The organism is Arthrobacter sp. Alg241-R88 (assembly GCF_900537115.1).
Classification (GTDB): domain Bacteria; phylum Actinomycetota; class Actinomycetes; order Actinomycetales; family Micrococcaceae; genus Arthrobacter.
Genome location: NZ_UNRG01000017.1, coordinates 1 through 21,452, shown reverse-complemented (window position 1 = coordinate 21,452; position 21,452 = coordinate 1). Strand labels below are relative to the sequence as shown.

Annotated in this window: 21 protein-coding genes; 7 read left to right on the top strand and 14 right to left on the bottom strand. The window is 66.3% G+C overall.

The features are described from left to right. Together G6R19_RS19830 and G6R19_RS19825 are read left to right on the top strand one after the other, a co-directional pair. Positions 1–248, top strand: a 248-nt coding sequence (locus G6R19_RS19830; RefSeq protein ID WP_163168055.1) for an IS3 family transposase, incomplete at its 5' end; no start/stop codon positions are given. Between the two features lie 169 nt (positions 249–417). Then, entirely contained in the window at positions 418–825 is a 408-nt protein-coding gene (locus G6R19_RS19825) for a VOC family protein (protein ID WP_205484679.1), read from the top strand. A gap of 70 nt (positions 826–895) precedes the next feature. On the opposite strand, the gene G6R19_RS19820 is transcribed toward G6R19_RS19825, so the two are convergent. From G6R19_RS19820 to G6R19_RS19800, 5 genes are all read right to left on the bottom strand, one after another. Beyond that, the gene (locus tag G6R19_RS19820) at positions 896–1,186 is read right to left on the bottom strand and encodes a hypothetical protein (RefSeq protein ID WP_163168054.1); all 291 of its coding nucleotides are present in this window, start codon (positions 1,184–1,186) and stop codon (positions 896–898) included. A gap of 24 nt (positions 1,187–1,210) precedes the next feature. Next, the gene (locus G6R19_RS19815; protein WP_163168053.1) at positions 1,211–2,320 is read right to left on the bottom strand and encodes a trypsin-like peptidase domain-containing protein; all 1,110 of its coding nucleotides are present in this window, start codon (positions 2,318–2,320) and stop codon (positions 1,211–1,213) included. Between the two features lie 97 nt (positions 2,321–2,417). After that, positions 2,418–3,041 carry a TetR/AcrR family transcriptional regulator gene (locus G6R19_RS19810; protein WP_163168052.1) on the bottom strand — a complete coding sequence of 208 codons (624 nt, stop codon included), beginning with the start codon at positions 3,039–3,041 and terminating at the stop codon, positions 2,418–2,420. A 47-nt stretch (positions 3,042–3,088) separates the two neighbouring features. Then, positions 3,089–4,465, bottom strand: a complete 1,377-nt coding sequence (paaK, locus tag G6R19_RS19805; protein WP_205484671.1) for a phenylacetate--CoA ligase PaaK — start codon at positions 4,463–4,465, stop codon at positions 3,089–3,091. Between the two features lie 7 nt (positions 4,466–4,472). Next, a complete protein-coding gene (locus tag G6R19_RS19800; protein WP_163168051.1) occupies positions 4,473–4,940 on the bottom strand; it encodes a hotdog fold thioesterase in 468 nt (155 codons plus the stop codon). Positions 4,941–5,184: 244 nt separating this feature from the next. Between G6R19_RS19800 and pta the strand changes: the two genes are divergently transcribed. Continuing rightward, on the top strand, positions 5,185–7,263 hold the full coding sequence (gene pta / locus G6R19_RS19795) for a phosphate acetyltransferase (protein ID WP_163168050.1): 2,079 nt from the start codon (positions 5,185–5,187) through the stop codon (positions 7,261–7,263). Positions 7,264–7,343: 80 nt separating this feature from the next. Here pta and G6R19_RS19790 read toward each other — a convergent pair whose 3' ends face one another. Continuing rightward, positions 7,344–7,649, bottom strand: coding sequence for a hypothetical protein (locus tag G6R19_RS19790; RefSeq protein WP_163168049.1), 306 nt, complete (start codon positions 7,647–7,649; stop codon positions 7,344–7,346). A 140-nt stretch (positions 7,650–7,789) separates the two neighbouring features. On the opposite strand from G6R19_RS19790, the gene G6R19_RS19785 reads away from it, so the two are divergent. Both G6R19_RS19785 and G6R19_RS19780 read left to right on the top strand, forming a co-directional pair. Continuing rightward, positions 7,790–8,956, top strand: a complete 1,167-nt coding sequence (locus tag G6R19_RS19785) for an acetate kinase (protein ID WP_163168048.1) — start codon at positions 7,790–7,792, stop codon at positions 8,954–8,956. Positions 8,957–8,966: 10 nt separating this feature from the next. Then, positions 8,967–9,542, top strand: a complete 576-nt coding sequence (locus G6R19_RS19780; protein ID WP_163168047.1) for a GNAT family protein — start codon at positions 8,967–8,969, stop codon at positions 9,540–9,542. Between the two features lie 99 nt (positions 9,543–9,641). Here G6R19_RS19780 and G6R19_RS19775 read toward each other — a convergent pair whose 3' ends face one another. The 4 genes from G6R19_RS19775 to G6R19_RS19760 are packed head-to-tail and all read right to left on the bottom strand — an operon-like array spanning position 9,642 to position 14,252. After that, a complete protein-coding gene (locus G6R19_RS19775; RefSeq protein WP_163168046.1) occupies positions 9,642–10,838 on the bottom strand; it encodes an FAD/NAD(P)-binding oxidoreductase in 1,197 nt (398 codons plus the stop codon). Positions 10,839–10,842: 4 nt separating this feature from the next. Next, entirely contained in the window at positions 10,843–11,049 is a 207-nt protein-coding gene (locus G6R19_RS19770) for a DUF2945 domain-containing protein (RefSeq protein WP_163168045.1), read from the bottom strand. Positions 11,050–11,057: 8 nt separating this feature from the next. After that, a complete protein-coding gene (locus G6R19_RS19765; RefSeq protein ID WP_163168044.1) occupies positions 11,058–13,493 on the bottom strand; it encodes a hypothetical protein in 2,436 nt (811 codons plus the stop codon). 6 nt (positions 13,494–13,499) lie between these two features. Continuing rightward, the gene (locus G6R19_RS19760) at positions 13,500–14,252 is read right to left on the bottom strand and encodes a peptidoglycan-binding protein (RefSeq protein ID WP_205484681.1); all 753 of its coding nucleotides are present in this window, start codon (positions 14,250–14,252) and stop codon (positions 13,500–13,502) included. Between the two features lie 292 nt (positions 14,253–14,544). Here G6R19_RS19760 and G6R19_RS19755 point away from each other — a divergent pair, with 292 nt between their 5' ends. Continuing rightward, positions 14,545–14,997 (top strand): SRPBCC family protein, encoded by a 453-nt coding sequence (locus G6R19_RS19755; protein WP_163168043.1) that lies wholly within the window; start codon positions 14,545–14,547, stop codon positions 14,995–14,997. A gap of 74 nt (positions 14,998–15,071) precedes the next feature. On the opposite strand, the gene G6R19_RS19750 is transcribed toward G6R19_RS19755, so the two are convergent. Further along, positions 15,072–17,309, bottom strand: a complete 2,238-nt coding sequence (locus tag G6R19_RS19750) for a S9 family peptidase (protein ID WP_163168042.1) — start codon at positions 17,307–17,309, stop codon at positions 15,072–15,074. Between the two features lie 655 nt (positions 17,310–17,964). On the opposite strand from G6R19_RS19750, the gene G6R19_RS19745 reads away from it, so the two are divergent. Further along, on the top strand, positions 17,965–18,387 hold the full coding sequence (locus G6R19_RS19745) for an Hsp20/alpha crystallin family protein (RefSeq protein WP_163168041.1): 423 nt from the start codon (positions 17,965–17,967) through the stop codon (positions 18,385–18,387). Positions 18,388–18,605: 218 nt separating this feature from the next. On the opposite strand, the gene G6R19_RS19740 is transcribed toward G6R19_RS19745, so the two are convergent. From G6R19_RS19740 to G6R19_RS19730, 3 genes are all read right to left on the bottom strand, one after another. Continuing rightward, complete coding sequence (locus G6R19_RS19740) at positions 18,606–19,595, bottom strand: ADP/ATP-dependent (S)-NAD(P)H-hydrate dehydratase (protein WP_205484663.1); 990 nt, start codon at positions 19,593–19,595, stop codon at positions 18,606–18,608. Beyond that, positions 19,573–20,358 (bottom strand): histidine phosphatase family protein, encoded by a 786-nt coding sequence (locus G6R19_RS19735; protein WP_163168040.1) that lies wholly within the window; start codon positions 20,356–20,358, stop codon positions 19,573–19,575. Before G6R19_RS19735 ends, G6R19_RS19740 begins: the two co-directional genes overlap by 23 nt. A gap of 249 nt (positions 20,359–20,607) precedes the next feature. Continuing rightward, positions 20,608–21,452 (bottom strand): LCP family protein (locus G6R19_RS19730; protein WP_163168039.1); only part of this gene is annotated, 845 nt, incomplete at its 5' end.

Below are 21,452 nucleotides of genomic sequence, written 5' to 3'. Positions count from 1 at the left end.
CCCTCATCGAGAACGCCGGCGCGGTCCAATCCATGTCCCGCAAGGGCAATTGCTACGACAACGCCGTGATGGAGAACTTCTTCGGCCACCTGAAGGAAGAACTTTTCCACCACGTCCGCTTCCTCAACACCGACGCACTGGCACCTGCAATAGAGGAATACATCCACTGGTACAACAACAAAAGAATCTCCACAAAGCTCAAGGGCCTGAGCCCGGCGCAATACCGGGCCCAGACCCTTGCAGCCTAGAATCCCATTTAGCCAGTCCAACTATCGGGGACCAGTTCACTCTCCTTAGGAAAGTGAGAGAGCGTTTCGGGTTGGGGCGCATTAAGTGAGAGAGCGTTTGAAGCAGGGGGAACGGGCGGCGCTTTTCAGGCCGCCCGGGCGTAAAATTCTCCCCGTAGGAGGTGGCCATATGACCCTAAGAATGAACACAGCCACCACCGTCCTGCCAGTCGATGATCCGATGCGCGCCCGCAGGTTCTACACGGAAAAACTCGGGCTCCCGCACCGCGGCATGACAGACGATGGAAGCGAACTACTCGGCACCAACGGCGGCCCGATGCTGCAGCTGATGCCCGTCTCGGATGGAAAACACTCCGAGCACACTGCAATCAGCTTCGAGGTGACGGACATCGAGCGGACCGTCCGGGACATGGAAGCCAGGGGAGTGCAGTTCCAGGACTACGACCTGCCGAACCTGAAGACCGAGAACCACATCTGCACCACCAACTCGGAGAAGTGCGCCTGGTTCATGGACACGGAGCACAACATCCTCTGCGTCCACGAATCACTTGGTGTCCAGGCCGAGTACGAACTCTAGAAACCCCCTGAAAGCGGTAGGGGCGCCCCGATCAATCGGGGCGCCCCTACCGTCGTTTACGCCGGAAGCGTCAGGATTCGGCACCGCTGTGCAGGCCGTCGTCGCTGCTGTCGTCCGACGGCGCAGCCCCGGTCTGGTCGGAGAGGTCCATGTTGCCGCGGGCTTCATCCATGGTGGGGCCGCCGGAGGGAACGCTGTAGGTGTCCGGGCGGATGCCGTGGGACTGTTCCTCGATCAGCGCCTGCTCCTCGCTGAAGCGGATGGCGTTGGCTTCGTCTGCGGCATCCTGGGGAATGTCCTCGCGGACTTTGGACGGGTCCGGAATGATGAAGCCGGCGTTCGGTTCTTCCTTGGCGCTCATTGTCTAACCTTCCTTTTGGGTTTACTACTCTGTTGGCCGGTCGATAAGGTCCGCTTTGATGTCCAGCGTCTGGTCATCCCGCCGGACTTTGAAGCCTACGGTATCGCCGGGGTTGCGGTTCCGGAGTTCAGCCAGGAGCTTCTCGGGCGCGTTCAGCTCCGCTCCTTCCATGGATTCCAGGACGTCGCCGGGGCGGATTCCGGCCCGGCCCGCCGGGCCGTCCCCGTCCACGGACAAAACGACGACGCCGGTGGTTGCGTCGATGCCCAGCTGGTCTGCGATCTGCGGTGTCAGTTCGCCCGGGGTGAGGCCGAGATAGGCGTGTTCGGCCGTACCATCGGCGAGCAGCTCCTCCGCCACCTGGACGGCGGTGGCGGCAGGGATGGCAAAGCCGAGGGAGACGGCGCCGGCGGACGGCGGGATGTAGGCCTCGCTGATGCCGATGATTTCGCCGCGCATGTTGATGACAGCACCGCCGGAGTTGCCGGGGCTGATGGGCGCGTCAGTCTGGATCAGGTCCACCAGGGAGAGGCTGTTGGAGGCGGAACCCGGAATTGAACGGTGTAGCCCTGAAATGATCCCTGCGGTGGCGGTGTTTTCAAAGCCCAGTGGGGAACCCAGCACCAGGGCACCTTCTCCCACGCGGGGAAGGCTGTTCTGGTAGGTGGGCTTGGGCAGGCCGGTGCGGTTGGCCTGCACCAGGGCCAGGTCCGTGACAGGATCCGTGGCCCGCACGGTCCCCTCTACCCGCTGCCCGTCCGCGAAACCGACCTCAACCGTGGTGTTGCCCCGAACCACATGCTCGTTGGTGAGGATGAGGCCGTCCTCCGAATACACCACACCGCTGCCCAACCCGCCCTCGGTGAAGATGGTCACCACGGACGGGGCCAGGTTCTCCACCAGCTGGGGAATTCCGCCGGCTGCATCAGGAGCGGGGGCATTCCCGGTGGGTGAAGCGGTGGCAGGTGGGCTGTTGGTGCCGGCAGTGGTGGCTGCGGACGGTTCGCTGGGGGCCGGTGGAGCAGGCAGGCCGGTGCACGCCGTGAGGGCCAGGGACACCGCCAGTACCGCGCTTCCGGCTGCCGCACGCACGCGGGCAGGCCGTCGGGATCCTCTGCTGATACTGGTGCTCATGGAAGACCTCCTGCGGACGCGGACTGGTCCTACCACCGTAACCGGGCAGCAACAGAAATACCAAGCACACTTAGTATCTTGGTTGGAAGAGGCGAGCCTAGGGCTGGGAGTGGAGCCCGTCGAACGCCATGGTGATGACGTCGTCGGCAAGTTTTTCGGGCGAAAGCGAGCCGCCGGGCTTGTACCATTCCACGATCGAGTTGATCATGCCGAACAGGAGCCGGGTGACGGTCCGCGGATCGATATCCTGCCGCAGCGAGCCTTCGTCCCGGGCGTTGGAGATCAGGGCGGCCACCTTGTGGTCGAAGGTGCGGCGCCGTTCCAGGGCGTTGCGTTCGATCTCGGTGTTGCCGCGCAGGCGCAGGAGCAGCGTGACGAACGGGAGGCGGTCCACCAGCACGGCCACCGTCTGCCGGAGCACAAACTCAAGCCGCGCGTCGGCCGCACCGGAGGTAGCCTCCGGTTGTTCGAGGATGGCCTCAAGGCCTCCAAGCGCGTGGTCAAGGGCGAGCTTGAGGAGGTCGCCCTTGGACGGCACGTGGTGGTAGATCGCCGACTTTGAGATGCCCAGGTTGTCCGCCAGGATGCCCATGGACGTTGCGTCGTAACCGTGCCGGTTGAAAACGTCGACGGCGATGCGCAGCACCGACTGCTGGTCGTAACCGGGCCGGCCGCGCTTGGCACCGGCGGCGGTACTTGCTGTTTCAGTGGTGCTGGGCATGGTGCCTAGTTTCTCACGAACGGTCGGTCAGTCTGCGCGTGCTGGTCCTAGCCTTTCGGCCGCAGGTCGTAGATGCGCCGCAGCTTGCCGTTGGACCGCTCAAGTGAGCCCGGCTCCACCACATCCACCGTGCACGAAGAACCCACGTGGATCTTGATCTGCTCCTGCAGGGCGCGCGCCGCCGTCGTGCTCTGCTCGGAGGTGACGGCGTCGCGGCGTTCGATCCGCACGGTGAGCTGGTCCATCCGCTGGCCCTCGGGGCGGGTGAGTTCGAGCTGGAAGTGGGGGCTGAGTTCGGGGATCCGCAGGGCGATTTCCTCGATCTGGGACGGGAAGAGGTTGACGCCGCGGAGGATGATCATGTCGTCGCTGCGGCCGGTGATGCGGCCCATCCTGCGGTGCGCGGGGCGGGCTGTGCCGGGCAGGAGCCGGGTGAGGTCCTTGGTGCGGTAGCGGATGATGGGCAGCGCTTCCTTGGTGAGCGATGTGAAGACGAGTTCGCCGTGTTCGCCGTCGCGCAGGACGTTTTCCTTGCCCGCCACCGGGTTGAAGGCGTCGATGATTTCGGGACGGAAGTGGTCTTCCCAGATGTGGCTGCCGTCCTGGGTTTCCACTGCCTCGCCGGCGACGCCCGGGCCCATCACCTCTGAAAGCCCGTAGATGTCGCAGGCCTTGATGTTCATGGTGACTTCGAGTTCGTGCCGCATCTCCTGGGTCCACGGCTCGGCGCCGAGGACGGCGAACTTCAGGGAGGTGGAGGCCGGGTCGATGCCCATGTGCGCCATGGCGTCAGCGATGGTCAGCAGGTAGGTGGGGGTGGCCAGGATGGCGTCGGGCTTGAAGTCCTGGATCAGCTGGATCTGGCGTTCGGTCTGCCCGCCGGACATCGGGATGACGGTGCAGCCGAGGGCTTCCGCTCCGGCATGGGCGCCCAGGCCGCCGGTGAACAGGCCGTAGCCGTAGGCGTTGTGGACCTTCATGCCGGGACGGATACCGGACGCGCGGAAGCAGCGGGCCACGAGTTTGGCCCAGTCCGCCAGGTCCTGCTTGGTGTAGCCGACGACGGTGGGCCGGCCCGTGGTGCCCGAGCTGGCGTGCACGCGGGCTACTTCGCTCTGCGGCACGGCGAACATCCCGAACGGGTATTCGGCGCGCAGGTCTTCCTTGGTGGTGAACGGGAAATTGCCCAGGTCGCTGAGTTCACGCAGGTCGGCGGGGTGGATGCCGGCGTCGTCGAACTTGCGCTTGTACAGGGGTACGCGCTCGTAGGCGTAGGCCACGGTGTGCTGGAGCCGGGTGAGTTGCAGGGCTTCGAGCTCGTCGCGCGAGATGGTCTCCTCGCGGTCCAGGACGGCGTCCGTTATCTGTGCGGCTGCGGACGTTGCTGCAGTCGGGGCGGGAGTTTCGGGGGCGTGGAGAGTCATGGTTGTCCTACTTCTTGGGGATGGTGCGGCTGCGTCCGCGGAACTCGGCAATGAGTTCGCCGGGGGTGCCGGAGTTGGCGGCTTCTGCCGGAGGGGCGTCGGCGGCGAAGATCTGGATGTCATAGAGGCCGCTGCGGCCGGCGCTGGAGCGGCGGTCCGCGACGGCGGTCAGCACCTGGCCGCGGAAGGCCGGCTTGAGGAAATTAATGTCGACGCCGGAGGCCACGGTGATGTTGTTTTCCTCCCCGGGTGCCGGGACGGCAGGGTTGCACGCAAGCGCAAACGCCGTATCGCCGAAGGCGAAGATCATTCCGCCGTGGGCCATGCCGAAGCCGTTGAGCATTTCCTGCCGGAGCTTCATGCGGATGGTGGCATGGCCGTCGCTCAGTGAGAGGACTTCGATGCCCATCCACTCGGAGGCGTAATCGTTCTCCAGGATCTGGTGGTGGGGCCCGGAAAGGGTTGTTTCAGCCATGCGTCATTGCCTCCAGCTTTATTTACCGAATGTTCATTAGGTAATCCCATGAGGGGGTGCGGTGTCAAGGGGAACGCCTTGCCGCGGGACGCATGGGACGGCAGCGACGGGCTTCCGGATTGCCGTGAAAAGCTATCTCGCGGAGCGCGAAAAGCCATCTCGCGGAGCGCGAAGTGCCATCGCGCGGAGAGGGAAGTGCAAGGATGGGAGGACCGGCACCAGCACACCAGCAAAAGGGCGGACCATGGCCAAAAGCATCTACGTCAGCGCAACCACTCCCGGATCGGGCAAATCCCTCGTGGCCCTGGGCCTGGCGGACACCCTGCACCGCCATGCCGACAGGATCGGCTTCTTCAAACCCGTGGTGCATGGCCCGAACGCGGCGGACGATCCCATGGTGGCGCTTATGAAGTCGAGGTTCGCGCTGGAGGATGAGCGCTGCCGCGGCGGCCTTACCCACGAGGAGGTCCGGTTCCTGCTGGCCGAAGGCAAACGCGAGGAGATCGACTCCCGCTGCGTGGAAATCTTCGCCGAGATGTCCCGCCACTGCGACGTCGTGATTGTGGAGGGCACCGACCTCACCGGCCAGGACGCCGCCGTCGAATTCGACCTCAACGCGCGCCTGGCCAACAACCTGGCCGCCCCCGTGGTGGCCGTGGTCGGCGCCAAGGGGCGGACCGTGGCGGAGGCGGCGGCCGCCGTCGAGGTTGCCCGCAAGGAGCTCGCCGCGGAGAAATGCGCGCTGCTGGCCATTATGGTCAACCGCGCTGACCCGGACGACGTCGACGCTATCGCCGCCGCCGTCAAGCCCGGCGCCTCCAAGCGGCCCGTCTACGTCCTGCCGGAGCTGGAGGAAATCGCCCGCCCCACCACCGGGGAAGTGGCTGCCGCGCTTGGCGTGCGGCAAATTGCCGGCCGGGCGGACATGGAGCGCGACGTCCGTGACATCAAGGTGGCGGCCATGAACGTGGGCAACTTCCTGAACGTGCTGGACGAGGGTGCCCTGGTGATCGTGCCGGGGGACCGCGCGGACGTGATGGTGGCCTGCCTCGCGTCGTCCTTCTCGCCCGAGTTTCCCGTGGCTTCAGCGCTCATCCTCACGGGCGGGCTGGCGCCCGACGCCAACATCTACCCCCTCCTGGCCCAGGCGCCGTTCCCGGTGTTTGCCGCCCAGGAGGACACATACACCACTGCCCGCCGTGTCTCGGAAGTCCGGAGCGAGATCTGGTCCGGGCACCGCCGCAAGGTGGCCTCGGCCCTGGGACTCTGGTCCCGCAGCGTGGACGAGGCGGAGCTGGTGGAGCGGCTGCACCTGCCGCGGGCCGAACGCATGACCCCGCTCCGCTTCCTGCACGACCTCATCGAACGTGCCCGGGCGCAGCGCCGCCACGTGGTCCTGCCGGAAGGGACTGATGTGCGGATCCTGCGCGCGGCGGAAATCCTGCACCGGCGCGATGTCTGCGACCTGACCGTGCTCGGGCCGGAATCGGACGTCCGCGAACTGGCCGCTGCCCGCGGTATCGACCTGTCCGGGATCAACATCGTGGATCCCGCCACCTCCGACCTGCGGCAGAAGTTCGCCGAGCAGTACTCGGAGCTGCGGGCACACAAGGGTGTGGACCTGGCCAAGGCCCTGGAGATCATGCAGGATGTCAGCTACTTCGGCACCATGATGGTCCAGCTGGGCGTGGTTGACGGGATGGTTTCCGGGGCCGCCCACACCACCGCGCACACCATCCGGCCCGCACTGGAGTTCGTGAAAACCCGCGAGGGCGTGAAAATCGTATCGTCCGTGTTCCTGATGCTGATGCCGGACCGGGTGCTGGTCTATGGTGACTGCGCCGTGAACCCGGACCCGAACGTGGAGCAGCTGGCGGATATCGCGCTGGCATCGGCCGAGACCGCAGCCCAGTTTGGCGTCGAGCCGCGGGTGGCAATGCTCTCCTACTCCACCGGCGGTTCCGGTTCCGGCTCGGCCGTGGACCAGGTGCGGCAGGCCACCGAGCTGGTCCGCCAGCGCCGTCCCGAGCTCGCCGTCGAAGGCCCCATCCAGTACGACGCCGCCGTGGACGCTTCCATCGCCGAATCCAAAATGCCGGGCTCTTCAGTTGCCGGGCAGGCCACCGTATTCATCTTCCCGGACCTCAACACCGGCAACAACACGTACAAGGCGGTGCAGCAGAGCTCGGGTGCTGTCGCCGTCGGGCCCGTCCTGCAGGGGCTGCGGAAGCCGGTCAACGACCTCTCCCGCGGCTGCACCGTGGAGGACATCGTGAACACCGTGGCCATCACAGCCATCCAGGCGCAGGCGCCGGCCTCCTAGCCCGCGCGGCACAGGCTTCCACAACCAAAAGGACGACGTCGGCACCTGGTTGGGGTGCCGACGTCGTCCTTTTGCAGGGATTAGCTGTTGTCCGGCTTGGCCAGGCTTTGATCATCCTCCTGCTTGGCCGGCTCGTCGGACAGGCCCTGCGGGGTCAGGTCGAGATCCTCGGTGTTTTCGGGGGCCTGCGGGGCTTCGCCCGTTTCGGCGGCCTTGACGTTGCCGGTGTCGTCCAGGGCAGGGTTGGCACCCTCAACGCCAGTGGGATCCTTGGTACCGGAGCCTGGGCCGGCGTCGGAGTCCGCCTGCGGGTTGAGGGGTGCCGTGCTGCTGGAACCCGTGTTGGTGGGGTCGTTCTCGTCGATCGAAGCGGGCTCGTTCGTCATGGAATTGTCCTCTCGGGGCGTGGTCCAGCCTGTCCGCCGACTCTAGGCACAGCCCGCTCCCAATCGCAAGGAAACTGCGTGGCAGCAGGGCAACCTATAGTGTGGTTTGAACTGCAGAAGCCAGGCTCAGGAGGCCCCGCATGCTCGTGCTCGTCATCAATTCCGGCTCGTCCTCGCTCAAGTACCAGGTGCGCGACGTCGCCGCAGGGAGCGTCTTGACCGAGGGGCTGATCGAAAAGATCGGCATGGGCAACGGCGGCGACGGTGACGGCGAGATCGAGGGCCCGCGGGACCACGCCGAGGCGCTGGAGCAGGTGGACGCAGCCATCCACCAGGAACTGGGCGACCTGGAGCTGGCTGCCGTGGGACACCGCGTGGTGCACGGCGGAGAGCGGTTCGCCGAGCCGGTGCTGATCGACAACGAGATCACCCGCGCGATCGAGCGGCTCAACCCGCTGGCGCCCCTGCACAACCCGGCCAACGTCCTGGGCATCCGCGCAATCACCAAAAAGTGGCCGGACATGCCGCAGGTGGCCGTGTTTGACACAGCTTTCCACCGCACCCTTCCGGAGCACGCCTGGCGCTACGCCGTCCCGGACGAGCTCTACACGAACCACGGCATCCGCCGCTATGGCTTCCACGGCACGTCCCATGAGTACGTCACCCGCCGCGCGGCCGCGCTGCTGGACCTTCGGGTTGAGGAGTTCGACGGCGTCATCGCCCACCTCGGCAACGGCGCCTCCGTCACCGCCATCAGGGGAGGCCATTCCGTGGACACGTCCATGGGCTTCACCCCGTTGGAGGGCCTGGTGATGGGCACCCGGTCGGGCGACCTGGACCCCTCCATCCTGGTGTTCCTCGGCCGGGCCGGCTGGACCCCTGAAGACATCGACACCATGCTCAACCGCGAATCCGGGTTGAAGGGCCTGGCCGGCAACAACGACATGCGCTCGGTGGTCGAGGCATCCGAGGCCGGCGACGCCAAGGCGGCCACCGCGCTCGGCGTCACCTCGTACCGGCTGGCCAAATACATCGGCGGCTACCATGTGGCCGTGGGCGGAGCCAAGGCACTGGTGTTCACCGCCGGCATCGGCGAGAACTCACACCAGTTCCGCGCGCTTGTGGCGGAGAAGCTGGGTGCCTTGGGCATAGAGCTCGACGCCGGCCTGAACGCCGAGCGGTCCAAGGAACCCCGCGTCATTTCCACCCCGCAGTCCGCCATCCCCGTCCTGGTGGTTCCCACCGACGAGGAACGCGCCATCGCTGAGGCGACGGCCGCCGTCGTAGGATCCGGGCCTGCCCGCTAGCCTCCTTCCCATGCCTGAGATCACCCTGCCGATCCGCACAGAGCGGCTGATCCTGCGCCGCTTCGAGGCCAGCGACCTGGACGCCTTCCACGCGTACCATTCGCTGGCGGAGACGGCCCGGTTCCTGCCCGGACCGGCCAAGAGCTACACGGAGTCGATGGAGCGCGTGGGCCGGTACGCCAACTTCGTTTTCGAGAAGGAGGGCGACTGGGTGGCGCTCGCCATCGAGCCGGCGGACCAGGCCGGCCTGCAGGGCGAGGTGGTGCTGAAATGGCTGCCGGGCCGGGCCCAAGGCGAGGTGGGCTGGGCCCTGGCGCCGGGTGCCAGGGGCAAGGGCTACGCTACCGAGGCCGCCGAGGCGATGCTCCGGCTCGGCTTCGAGGAGCTGGGCCTGCACCGGATCGAGGCGCGCCTGGATGAACTCAACGCGGCATCCGCGGAGCTCTGCTGCCGGTTGGGCATGCGGCAGGAAGCACGGCACGTGGACAAGTGGCACTACAAAGGCCAGTGGGCCACCGAGCTGATCTACGCGGTCCTGGCCGACGAGTGGCGCGTCGACCAGGCCCTCAAACGGACCAGGCCCTAAAACGCTGAAACCCCTTGGCGACGCTCTCTCACTTGATGCGCGTTTTTCTCAAACGCTCTCTCACTTGATGCGGGCTCTTCCCCAACGCTCTCTCACCCATCAGGCGCGGCCCTTGAGAATCAGGTTCCAGTACACCTGCGGGAAGATGTCCCGGTCCACCACCCAGGACAGCTTGCTCTCGTTCCAGGTGGGCACACGGGGGATTGTAGGCATGGGCCGGTACCGGTCGTCGAACTCCGCAAACACCACGGTGTTGCGCGACACCGTGAACGGGCACACGGAGTAGCCGTTGTATTTGGCTGGCAACGGTTTCCCCTTCCGGGCGGCCACCAGGTTCTTGGCCAGCACCTTTGTCTGCTTGCGCAGGGCACCGCCGGACTTGGAGTTGGTGGTCCCGGCCGCGTCGCCGAGGGACCAGACGTTGTGGAACCGGATATGCCGGAGGGTCTGCCGGTCCACCTCCACAAAACCGCCCGCATCAGCCGGGGCGGGCAGGTCGGTTGCCTTGAGCCAGTCCGGCGCCGACTGGGGTGGGACGGCGTTCAGGACGTCGTAGTGCAGGTTTTCCTCGACGCCGGACTCGATGTTCCGCACGGTCGCCTTCTGGCCCGCAGCATCGACGGACGCCAGTTCGCTGTTGGTCCGCAGCTCGATGCCGTACTCAGCGATCTTCCGGTCCAGTTCCTTGTCCACCTCCGCCACCCCGAAGACAGTGGGGTAGGGCTGGACCATCACAACCCGGATTTGGTCCAGGACGCCCTGCTCCCGCCAGTAGTCGCAGGCAAGGTACATAGGTTTTTGGGCTGCGCCGCCGCACTTGATGGGGCCGGCGGGCATGGTGAACACGGCGGTGCCGGATTTCAGGCCGCTGAGCAGTGTCCAGGCCTTGGACGCCAGTTCGAACTCGTAGTGGGAAGCCCCGTTCGGGGAATGCACAGCCTCGGCCAGGCCGGGTACCGCGTCCCAGTCGTACTGCAGGCCCGGGCAGACCACCAGCTGGCCGTACGCCACGGTGGCTCCGGACTCAAGCGTGACGGTATTCGAGTCCGTGTCCACGCCTGTGGCGGAGTCGCGGATCCAGGTGACGCCTTTGGGGATCAGGGGTTCCTGGGGCCGGACGGCTTCCTTGGCTGCTGCCCTGCCGCCGGCGATGTGGGAGAACAGCGGCTGGAAGTAATGGTGCTCGCGGGGCTCAATGACGGCCACGTCCTTGACGCCGTAGCGCTCCAGCCGGGCAGCCAGGGAGATGCCGGCATTGCCGCCGCCAATGATCACAACCTCGTGCTGTGCGGCCACTGCGCTACTTCTTTTCCGTCAGGGCGGAGGCCTTGTGGGCGGCCCGCGCGCCGGTCTTCGCCGATTCCACCACGTACTGGGGCTCGTCCTCGCTGGCGCGGTGTTTGTTGCCGTCCAGTTCGAAGTCGCTGGTCTTTTTCTCCACGATCTTGCCGTGCGTCTTGCCCTGTGGCGTGTTCCATTCCACGGACGTTCCCTTGCTCAACGACATGTGCTCTCCTAGCTGGGATTTGCGGTGGGTAGGGGTTCCACAGCGGGGGCTGTGCCCCCAGTATCCGCCGTTGGGGCCGGCGTCTCAACGGGGGCGTACGACGGCGGTGCGTAGCCGGGGGCGGGCTGCGTCGCCGGTGCGGTTGCGGCCCCGGTTCCTGCTGGAGCAGGTGCCTGGGCTCCCGTGCCGGGTGGAGCTGGCGCGAGTGAAGCCGGTACGGCTGGTTGGGTGGGATCCGATGTTGCCGCCGGTACGTCGGCTGGGCCAGGAGTGACGGTTTGGGTGGAGCCCTGGGCTGCACGTGGATCGGCCTGGACGATGGCCGTGATCTGGTCCTTGAAGGCGGCGAGCCGGCCCTGGATTTCAGAAAGCGGCACGTTCTGGATGTTCCGGCCGTACTCGGCAATTTCTGCCCACAGGGCTGCCAGCTGGGCCATGCCGAATTCACTCAGCGGACCATCCAACGTGAGGACCAGTTGGCTGGCCAGCGCATAGGTGACGCACTCGAGGCAGTTGTAGTTGGCTGCGGCCGAGAGGTTCTCCGGGACGATCACGTCCGCCTGGCCCACGATGAGGACCACCTGGAAGCCCACCGCCACCGCTGCGCAGCCGGTACAGCTGGCAAAGGCGTAGGCCTCGTTCCTGGTGTCAACGGGATCCCCGTCCTCGGCCCACACCAGCGCGAAGGCCACACTGTAGGTGACGGAACCGTCGGTGGTGTTCACGGCCAGGGCCTGGTTGCCGTCCTGCTCAGGCGCCGCCGGCCGGTCGAAGGGGAAGACCCACGACGGCGGGGCAGCCGCAGCGGGAGAAGTGGAAGGGGATGAAGCCGGGCCGGAGCCGGGCGAAGCCTCCACCGGCACCAGCACCATGCTCAGTTGCGGGTTCTCCCGGGTTGGCTTAGCGGCGCCTTCGGGCCACAGTGCCACGGTCCTTCCGCTGCTGCCTTCCCGCAGGACGGTGTTCGCAGCAGGGAGGATCGACGTCGTTGCATCAGCCAGCGTGCCCCGTTCGTACGGTTGCACCGGACGGTACGTCCCGCCGTCGGGCCACCATGCCCAGCCCAGCCCGGCGAGCAGCGTCGCCACAACACCCATGGCGGCCGTGCGCCGCAGGACGTTGCCGCGCGTCCTCTGCCAGAGCCCGGTAACCAGCTGCCGCAGCAGCCGCAGCAGGATGTACAGCATGCCCAGCATGGGAAGGGCCACGGCCGTGATGGCCAGGACCCGCACTGCAGCGCCCGCCGGGTCGCCCGCGGAAAGGCTTTCGGTGAACAGTTCCTGCTGCCTCGCGGCACTGCTCCATGCGGTGGCCAGCAGCCGCGGCAGGGCGAGCACCATCATGGCCAAACTGAACAGCAGCAGCGGCACGGTCACCAGCACCCAAACACTCACCACGGCCCGGGCCCAGGGCTTGAGCACCTTGTTTTCCGGTTTTCCCCAATGCCAGGGCAGCAGGCCCAGGAGGGTGGGCTTAATGCGCTGGAACAGGTCGGGTACGCCGGTGGCGTCAGCCAGGATGTGATAACCGTCGAACCTCACCAGCGGGAGCAGCTGCCGGACCATCTGCAGGATCTGGGTGACCACCACCAGCAGCAGGGCATCAAAGCCGGTGGCCCACCACAGCCCCATGATCCCCACTGCAACAATCGCATTGAAGTACAGGCCGCCAAAATCTGTGCGTATCCGGCCCCCGCGGCCCAGCCGGTACGAATCGGTGACGTCAGTGAAGAACGCCGGCCAGACGAGGTAAAGACCCATGCCCATGGCGCCGGGTGTTGCGCCGCCTTTGCGCGCCGCTGCGGCATGGCCAAACTCGTGGAAACCGGCGGAAAGGATGGTGATGGCAAAAATCAGCAGCAGCAGTGCCGGGTTGGCGAACGCCTCATGGGTGGCCGAGCCGAGGCCCTTCACCATCAGCACCCACCAACAGGCGGCCAGGAACGCAGCTGTGACGGCCACGACGATCAGCGGACTGAAGAGCACCGCGAAGGGTGCCGTGATTTTCCGCGTGCGTTCCGGGTCAGTCACGGTGTAGCGGAAGCGCATGCCCAGTAACGGGTCTGCCTTCCGGACTTCCGGCTCGGAGCCGTCGGCCAGGCGGAGCAGGCCCATGGGCAGCAGCTGGGAGTCCATCAGGGTGCGCACGTTGTCGGCGCTGATGAGGCGTCCGGAACCCGCCGTGGCGTGCTGCGCGATCTCTTCCACGCTCCGGTTTCCGTCCGCAGCTTCCAGCACCAGGTACAGCAGCCGGGTCAGCTGCAGGGTCTGGCCGTCCGCGCGGCGGACCAGGGAAGGCGGTTCACGGTAACCCGACCCCTCGGACTGCCCCAACAGTTGGACGCCGTCGGCACGGGAGGGAACCTGCACAGGGTGCTCGGCAAGGGAGGCAGGGGACGACGGCGGGCCGGCCTCAGGGCGCGGCCCGCCGGTGGCGTGGGTCATTTGTGCTTACTGTTCGAGGTTGGACTGCTGGTCCGCGGAGGCGTTGGCTTCGCCCTCGATGTGCTGCGAGATGATGGCGTCCTGCTCGGCCACCGCGTAGGCCTGGCTGTCGATGGAGCCGATGTTCGCTGCGACGGCGGCGTCGATCGGAGCGGCGACGTTTGCGTTCGCGGCCACTGCGCCGTTGATGGGTGCGGCGATGTCGGCGTCGGCCGCGAGGTCCACGTTGACGTTGAGCAGGTCCCCGTCCAGTGCGGCGGCGGGATCCACCGGCAGTGCGCCGACGTCGGGCAGGGCGCCGCCCAGGCCGTCCTCGGGGACGACGCCGTCGGTGGCCGTTCCGTCGGGGAGGAGGCTCCCGGCGTCGGCCGTTCCAGCAACGGTGCCCGGTTCAGTGGTTCCGGTGCCCGCCGTGGTGCCGCCGTCGTCAACGGTGTCGTTGCCCTGGTTGATGGTGCTGTCCTGGGTGGATTCGGCGTTCGCGTCGGCCACGATGCCCTGGTCGATCATGACGCCCTGGTCCGCCAGGGCCTGGGCTTCGGAGCCAAAGGAGAGGATGTTGGCGGAGGCTGCGGCGTCGATCGGTGCGGCCACGTTGGCGTTGGCCGCCACGGCAAGGTCGATGGGTGCTGCCGCATCGATGCCCAGGTCCAGGTCCGCGTTCAGGTCAAGGACAGAGGCAACTTCCTTGTCCGGCAGGGCTGTTGCTTGCTCCGACATCAGTTCATCGTCGGTCAGGGGACGCATTTCCTGTTCCATGCTCACGCAAACCTCCAGATTCGGCGCCGGGTGGCCTGCCCCCAGCGGGCAGTCGGCGCCAGACAATAGTAAGCATGATGAGCATTTTTTAGTACAGGCGGGTACCGGGGCGGGACGTGTTACCGCTGGTCACGCCGGTTCGAGGGGGCACGCGCAGCTTCCCCTCCCGCCGCGCCCAGCCCTCGTGGCATGGCATTGACACTGCCTGGCGGAGGGTCCAATCTGTCGCTGTGCCTGCCTTCCTGCCGGCAGAGCCGTGCCGGCACCAGGTGCCCTTCAAAGGAGAACTCCAGTGCCTGTTGTAGAAGAAAGTGTTGTTATTGCCCGGCCGCCGCAGGAAGTTTTTGACTTCCTCTCCAAGTTTGAAAACATCGCCGTCTACGATTCCTCGGTCACCGCGTCCGAGCAGATTGGCAACGGCCCCCTCGGGGTGGGCGCCCGTGGGCGCGGAACCAGCAAAATCATGGGAAAGCAGTTCGACTGGACCACCGAGATCATCGAATTCGACCCGCCCCGGCGGATGGTGTCCCGCTCCGTCGAAGGCAAGCTGGACTTCACCGTAACGCTCGCACTGGAGCCGTCCGACGGCGGCACCCGCCTGACCCAGCGGATCGATGCCGGATCAGGCCTGGGCGGCGTCTTCGGCAAACTGGCCGACTCCCTGGTGGAACGCGCCCAGGGGCGGACCGTCCGCGCCAACCTCGAAACCCTGGCGGAGTGGCTGGCCGAACACCCGCAGTCCTGACGTCCCGGCACTTTTTTGGGGGGCAACGGCGGACGTACGACGGCGGGACGCACCCGCCGTCGTACCCTCGAGTCCTACTTCAGGCCGGCGCCCGGCAGCAGTTCCGTGGCGCCGAGGGAGTCGGCGATGAACGCGTAGTCCCAGGCCCTTTCGCGCCACTGGACGTAGCGGCCGGACGCGCCGCCGTGGCCGCCGTCCATCTCGATCTTCATCACCACAGGCTCGGATCCGGTGGTCCTGTTCCGGAGCTCCTGCACCCACTTTGCCGGCTCCACGTACAGCACCCGGGTGTCGTTGAAGGACGTCACCGCGGCGATCTTCGGGTACCGGGCAGGGCCGACGTTCTCATACGGGGAGTACGACTTCATGTAGGCATAGACCTCGGGGTCCGTGATCGGGTTGCCCCATTCCTCCCACTCGAGGGCTGACAGCGGCAGTTCCGGGTCCAGGATGGTGGTGAGGGCATCCACGAACGGCACCTGGGCCACGATGGCGGCGTACTTTTCAGGAGCCATGTTGGCCACAGCGCCCATCAACAGTCCGCCGGCCGAGCCGCCGAGGGCCGCGATCCGGGACGGGTCCACCCAACCGGAATGCGCCAGCCAGTCGGTGGCGTCGACAAAATCGGTGAAGGTGTTCTTCTTCGCCAGTTTCTTGCCGTTCTCATACCAGTGCCGGCCGAGCTCGCCGCCGCCGCGGATGTGGGCGATCACGAACACCACGCCGCGGTCCAGCAGGGACAGCCGCGCGATGCCGAAGCCGGGGTCCATGCTCAGCTCGTAGGAGCCGTACCCGTACACCAGGCCGGCCGCCGTCGAATCCTGCTTCACGGCCTTGTGGCGCAAAACCGAAAGCGGGATCCGCGTGCCGTCCCTGGCCTCGGCCCATTCGCGCGTGGCCACGTAGTCGTTGCCGTCGTAGCCGCCCAGGACCGGGCTTTCCTTCCGAAGGAGCAGCTCGCCGGCGGGCTGCCCGGGGGTGGGCAGGACGAAGTCGTAAACCCGCGACGGCGTGAAGTAGGACGTGTAGCCGAGCCGGATCACCGGAGCCTCGTAGTCCGATCCGCCAACTCCCGCGGTGTACAGCTCCTCGTCGAACGCGGGCTCCACCGGTGCTTCCTGGGCCCCGGTTCCCAGGCCCGCCAGCCCCATGACCTGGACGCGCTCAATGGTGTCCTTGCGGATGGAGACGATGAGGTGGGTGGCGGTGACGCCGGCACCGTTGACGCGGACGTCGTCGGAATGTTCGACGACGGTGTCCCAGTGCTGCTCGGCGAGCGGCTTGCGAAGCTCGGCCGGGTCCGTCAGGGAGACCATGGAGTTGATGGCGCCGCGGTTGTGCGTGAGGAGGATGCGTTCCGTTATCAGGCCGTCCGGGCCGGGCAGCAGGAACGGCTCGGCCTCATAGAGCACGCGCTCGTCCCGGGAGATCACGGTGGTGAGCTCCTGGGCCGGGTCATCGAAACGGAGCAGGCGGGTCTCGCTGTACTCCGAGCAGCCAATGCCCAGCACGAGGTAGCGACGGTCGGCAGAAAGCTCGAAGCCCAGCCACATGGCGACGTCGTCTTCCTGGTAGATCACCAAATCCTCGGTGACGGGCGTTCCGAGGGTGTGGGCCTTGACCTGGTAGGGGCGCCAGGAGTCGTCCACCACTGTGTAGAAGATACGGGTGCCGTCGGGGGAGAAGGCGACGCCGTAAAAGATGTTCTCGATGACGTCCGGCAGCAGTTCGCCGGTCCGGAGGTCTTTGATGCGCAGGGTGAAGCGTTCATCGCCGGCGTTGTCCACGGCGTACGCATAGAGGTTGCCGTCCACAGTCACGGCCGTGCCGCCCACCGAGAAGAACGGCTTCCCCTCGGCTTCGATGTTGCCATCGAGCAGGATTTCCTCGCCCGGAATTTCGACGCCGGGCTCCACTGCGGGGGGAGTCCAGTCCGCAACGGGGTTTCCGGTGTTCTGGGCCCGCACCCGGCACTGGATGCCGTACTCCTTGCCTTCCACTGAGCGGCTGAAGTACCACCAGCCGTCCTTGCGGTGGGGGACGGACAGGTCAGTCTCCTGTGTGCGGCCCTTGATCTCCTGGAAAATCGCCTCGCGCAGCGGCTCCTGATGCGCAGTGACCGCTTCCTGGTAGGCATTCTCGGCCTTGAGGTGCTCCACAACCTCGTCGGATTCCTTGTTCCGCAGCCACTCGTAGTGGTCCACGAAGGTGTCTCCGTGATGAATGCGCTCGGAGGGGATCTTCTTGGCCACCGGGGGAGTGGGCGTGGTGGCGGCGGTGCTGGCGGAATCCTGCAGCGGAGTCTGGGTCATGAATTCAATATATAGACCCCCGCCGACAATGAACCGGCCGTTCGCTACCGGACGATAACCCCAACCCGCCACCCCGGACGCGCCATCACTTCCCACAGAAATCCAGGTGATGCCCTATCACTTTTGGTCCCCAACCAGCCATCTTGGGGACCAAGAGTGATAGGGCATTGGTGAAATGGCGCCCTAGTGGGCTTTTGGCGGCAGGCGTATCCTGTTCACGCTAAGGCACATCCGCCCAGCGTGAGAGGGGAAGTTTATGACCATCCCGCCAGTGCACGAGCCCGAGCCGTTTCCGCCGGAACCGGGCCCGGACCAGCCTGATCCGACCCAGCCCGGCCATCCCGGGCCACCGGCCCCCAATCCGTTTCCGGCGCCGGAGCCGCCCGGTCCGCTGCCCGTCCCGGATCCGGGTCCTGCGCCGCTTCGTCCCGACCCCACCCGCAGCTAGAACAGCAATACACCGCGTTCTGAAGGGGCCTTTGCACACCGCGAGGGCCCCTTCGCCGTGCCTGCTGCACCGCCCGAAAGCAGTAGAAATTCTTTCCAAAAACCGCTTGCAGATCTGTTGGGCGAGTGCTAAAAAATCTATATCAGCCAATACAGATCGGCTGGTACCAAAACAGGTGTTGGACCGTCTCTTACGAGGAGGGAAGCCATGTTGATGCGAACCGATCCGTTCCGCGAGCTGGACAGGCTGGCCCAGCAGGTCCTCGGCACGGCAGCGCGTCCGGCAGCAATGCCGATGGACGCATGGCGTGAAGGCCAGGACTTTGTAGTCGCCTTTGATCTGCCCGGCGTCACCCCGGATTCAGTGGATCTGGATGTGGAACGGAATGTCCTGACGGTGCGGGCGGAGCGTCCCGAACCTGCAGGCAAGGACACCGAGTTGATCGCCTCCGAGCGGCCGCGCGGCGTGTTCAGCCGCCAGCTGATGCTCGGGGACACGCTGGACACTGACAACGTGAAGGCTTCGTACGACGCCGGTGTCCTGACTCTGCGGATTCCTGTCGCCGAAAAGGCCAAGCCGCGCAAGATCGAGATTGAGACCAAGGGGGCAAAGCAGGAAATTTCCGCCTAGTCGCCAACAAGGATCGGGACGTCGGGTATTGATTGTTGACTGCCTCTTGGGGCGGATAGCCATTCTGAGCACGCCACAGCGCCTTTCGCGCATCGGCAGGTGAGGCCTGAACTTCCCGATACGGTGGCCCCCGGCTTCGGCCGGGGGCCATCCCACGCCCAGAGGCATCCCACGCACGGGAGCGTCCAGCGCCCGGGGCTGCAACCGTCAGGGTCGAGTTACGTGTTCAGCTCCAGCATCAGCGCGGGCAGTTCGTCGGCCAGTTCGCGGGCAAGGAAACCGAGGGGGCCCAGCCTGCTGGCAAGCCTGTCGGCTGCTGCGGCATGAAGATGCGTGCCCCAGCATGCCGCCTGCGCGCTGGTGGTTCCCCGCGCCCGCAGACCCGCGATCACCCCGGCCAGGACGTCCCCGCTGCCCGAGGTCCCCAGCCCGCCGTAGCCGGTGGTCATCTTCCAGAGCTCGGATTCCTCCGGAGCGTCTCCGCCGGAGGGCCGGGCGATGAAACCCTGGCAGCTCACGACGGCCTGGAACTTATCGGCGATCTCAGCCACGTCCGCCGTCAGGTCCTCCACCTCCCGCTCCAGCAGCACAGCCGCCTCCTTGGGGTTAGGGGTAAGGATCAGGCGCCCCTTCCACGGGTCCAGCCGTTCCGCCAACTTAACGAGGCCGCCCAGGGCATAGGCATCAAGTACGACGGCGGGACCACCTCCCGCCTTTCCCTCACCGGAGCCTGAACCACCAGAGCCCGAACCGCCGGAGCCTGTACCGCCAGAGCCTTCCCCTTCCCGCTCCAACAGCGCCCGCAGCAGTTCCTCGGCAAGGTCCGGGTCGTCCAGCCCGGGGCCCACCAGGATGGCGTCGGCCCGGTCGAGGTAGGAAGAAATCCGGTCCAGTCCTTTGCCGGTCACGGACCCCTCTGCGGTTTCCGGGAGTCCCATCGCCCCGCATTCCGGCAGTGCCACACCAAGCTGCATGGCGACGGATTCCGCCACGGCAAGGGTGAGTTTTCCGGCACCGGCCCGCAGCGCAGCAGTACCTGCCAGCAGTGCGGCACCGGGCGTTGCCCGCGCACCGCCGATGACCAGCACCGAGCCGCGCGAATACTTGTCCTCGCCCGGCGCCGGCAGCGGCCAGTCGCGCAGCAGCGACGGCGTCACCAGGGTAGGTGAAGCGGCGGCAACGGACTCACTTTGGGTGGACACTGGCATCCCCTGCGTGTTCGGTGACGGTGACGCCCTGCTCGGTGAGGTGGTCCGCCACGTTGAAACTCTCCAAGGTCCAGGGCCCCTCGCCCGACGGTCGCACGTACCGGGTCAGGGAGGCATTAAGCACCGACGTGCTTGCCGCGAGGTCCAGGATCTCCCGTTCCGTCATTCCTTCCAGCACGTACCGGAACAGCAGGATCACGGCATCGTGGCAGACCAGCATCACGCGGTGCCCGGTGCTGAGGTTGTTCAGTTCATCCAGGACGGACCGCAGCCTCAGCGCCACATCAGCCCAGGATTCGCCGCCTGGCGGCCGGTAGTACATCTTGCCCAGCCACTCGCGGCGCTCGGCCTCTTCCGGGAAGCGATTTTCGACGCCCCGGCGGGTCAGCCGGTCCAGGATGCCGAGTTCGCGGTCCCGCAGCCGTTCATCGGTCCGCACTTGCAGGGGCCAGCCCGCGGCTTCGACGGCGATCTCGGCCGTCTGGCGCGCGCGGGCGTAGGGCGAGGAGACCACGGCATCAGGCCGGAGGTCCTCCGCGATCCGTGCCAGCGCCGCGCCCAGGGCCTTTGACTGTTCCTGCCCTGTACCGGACAGGTCCACGTCAGCATCCCGGGCGGGCACCTCGATGACCTCGGCCCCCGCCAGCCGCGCATCAGTTGCGGCCACGTTGCCTTCGCTCTCACCGTGGCGGATCAGGATCAGCTCCACCGCCCCGGCTTCCTGGACAGCCTCAGTCAGCCCATCCTCTTTCACAAGAATCACCCCGTCCGTGTGCCTTGCCGAATGCAGGAACATTACCAGCGGCGTACCCAAGGGGCAGGGAAAGTAAACGAGGGAAAGCAAACGGACGACGGCGGCCTGCCGCCTAAAGCCGCGCGGCCCCACCATAGCGACGCGGGGTCACTAGGTGCCCAAAAACCACGGAATGTTGGGCCTGGAGTGACCCCGCGTTGCTTGGACGTGATCACGTCCGCCGGTGAACGCCGGGTAAGCTTGGGCTGCACAACCGCCCTACGGCACGGCGGCGAAGTCCCCGATCCGGCCCTCCCGCAGCGCGGCCCCCACAGCGTTGATGGCACCATAATCGGCGAACAGCACGGACTGGCCCGCGATGAATCCGGAGCCGGCCGTCGGCAAGGTCATGGTTTCAATGGCATTCGCGTCCAGGTTGCGCAGGCTGTAGGCGAGGATGGCTGCCTGCACCGGGTCAAAGCCCTTGTTCACAGTGAGGCAGCAGGACGCGAAGTCCACCAAACTCCTTACCGCTGTCACATCATTCAATGTGCCGCCGGCGGTGAGGCGGGCAAGGACGGCGCGCAGCAGAATCTGCTGGTTGCGCACCCGCTGCAAGTCGCCGTCCACGAACGCGTACCGCTCCCGCGAGAATTCCAGCGCAGCCTGGCCGTCCAGGTGGTTCACGCCCGGACCGAACACGTGCCCTGTATCGTGCGTCGACTGGAACGGGACGGGGACGTTGACGTCGATGCCGCCCAGCCCGTCCACCATGAGCTTGAGGCCGCCGAAGTCCAGCATCAGGGTGTGGTGGATGGTGATCCCGAACAGCTGCTGCACCGTTTGGGTGGTCATGTCGATGCCGCCGTACTGTAGGCCGGCGTTGATCTTCCCCCCGCCGAAGCCGGGGATGTCCACCCACATATCCCTGTTGATGGAGACGATGTACAAGGTCCGGCGGTCAGCAGGAACGTGGACAAGCATGAGGGCGTCTGAACGATGGTCCATGGGCTGGCCGGTCGCTGCCGTATGTGCCGCAGCATCCCTCGCGACGCCACGCATGTCGCTGCCGATTACCAGCACGTTCATGGGTACGGCAGGATGCTCCGGAATGGGTGGAGGCG

Excerpts from the sequence above, each read along its gene's own strand:
- G6R19_RS19810 (WP_163168052.1), bottom strand. The coding sequence starts at position 3,041 with ATGCCCAGCACCACTGAAACAGCAAGTACCGCCGCCGGTGCCAAGCGC.
- G6R19_RS19740 (WP_205484663.1), bottom strand. The coding sequence starts at position 19,595 with ATGCCAGTGTCCACCCAAAGTGAGTCCGTTGCCGCCGCTTCACCTACC.
- paaK (WP_205484671.1), bottom strand. The coding sequence starts at position 4,465 with ATGACTCTCCACGCCCCCGAAACTCCCGCCCCGACTGCAGCAACGTCC.
- G6R19_RS19765 (WP_163168044.1), bottom strand. The coding sequence starts at position 13,493 with ATGACCCACGCCACCGGCGGGCCGCGCCCTGAGGCCGGCCCGCCGTCG.
- G6R19_RS19800 (WP_163168051.1), bottom strand. The coding sequence starts at position 4,940 with ATGGCTGAAACAACCCTTTCCGGGCCCCACCACCAGATCCTGGAGAAC.
- G6R19_RS19785 (WP_163168048.1), top strand. The coding sequence starts at position 7,790 with ATGCTCGTGCTCGTCATCAATTCCGGCTCGTCCTCGCTCAAGTACCAG.
- G6R19_RS19815 (WP_163168053.1), bottom strand. The coding sequence starts at position 2,320 with ATGAGCACCAGTATCAGCAGAGGATCCCGACGGCCTGCCCGCGTGCGT.
- G6R19_RS19760 (WP_205484681.1), bottom strand. The coding sequence starts at position 14,252 with ATGGAACAGGAAATGCGTCCCCTGACCGACGATGAACTGATGTCGGAG.
- pta (WP_163168050.1), top strand. The coding sequence starts at position 5,185 with ATGGCCAAAAGCATCTACGTCAGCGCAACCACTCCCGGATCGGGCAAA.
- G6R19_RS19825 (WP_205484679.1), top strand. The coding sequence starts at position 418 with ATGACCCTAAGAATGAACACAGCCACCACCGTCCTGCCAGTCGATGAT.
- G6R19_RS19790 (WP_163168049.1), bottom strand. The coding sequence starts at position 7,649 with ATGACGAACGAGCCCGCTTCGATCGACGAGAACGACCCCACCAACACG.
- G6R19_RS19820 (WP_163168054.1), bottom strand. The coding sequence starts at position 1,186 with ATGAGCGCCAAGGAAGAACCGAACGCCGGCTTCATCATTCCGGACCCG.
- G6R19_RS19780 (WP_163168047.1), top strand. The coding sequence starts at position 8,967 with ATGCCTGAGATCACCCTGCCGATCCGCACAGAGCGGCTGATCCTGCGC.
- G6R19_RS19745 (WP_163168041.1), top strand. The coding sequence starts at position 17,965 with ATGTTGATGCGAACCGATCCGTTCCGCGAGCTGGACAGGCTGGCCCAG.
- G6R19_RS19750 (WP_163168042.1), bottom strand. The coding sequence starts at position 17,309 with ATGACCCAGACTCCGCTGCAGGATTCCGCCAGCACCGCCGCCACCACG.
- G6R19_RS19770 (WP_163168045.1), bottom strand. The coding sequence starts at position 11,049 with ATGTCGTTGAGCAAGGGAACGTCCGTGGAATGGAACACGCCACAGGGC.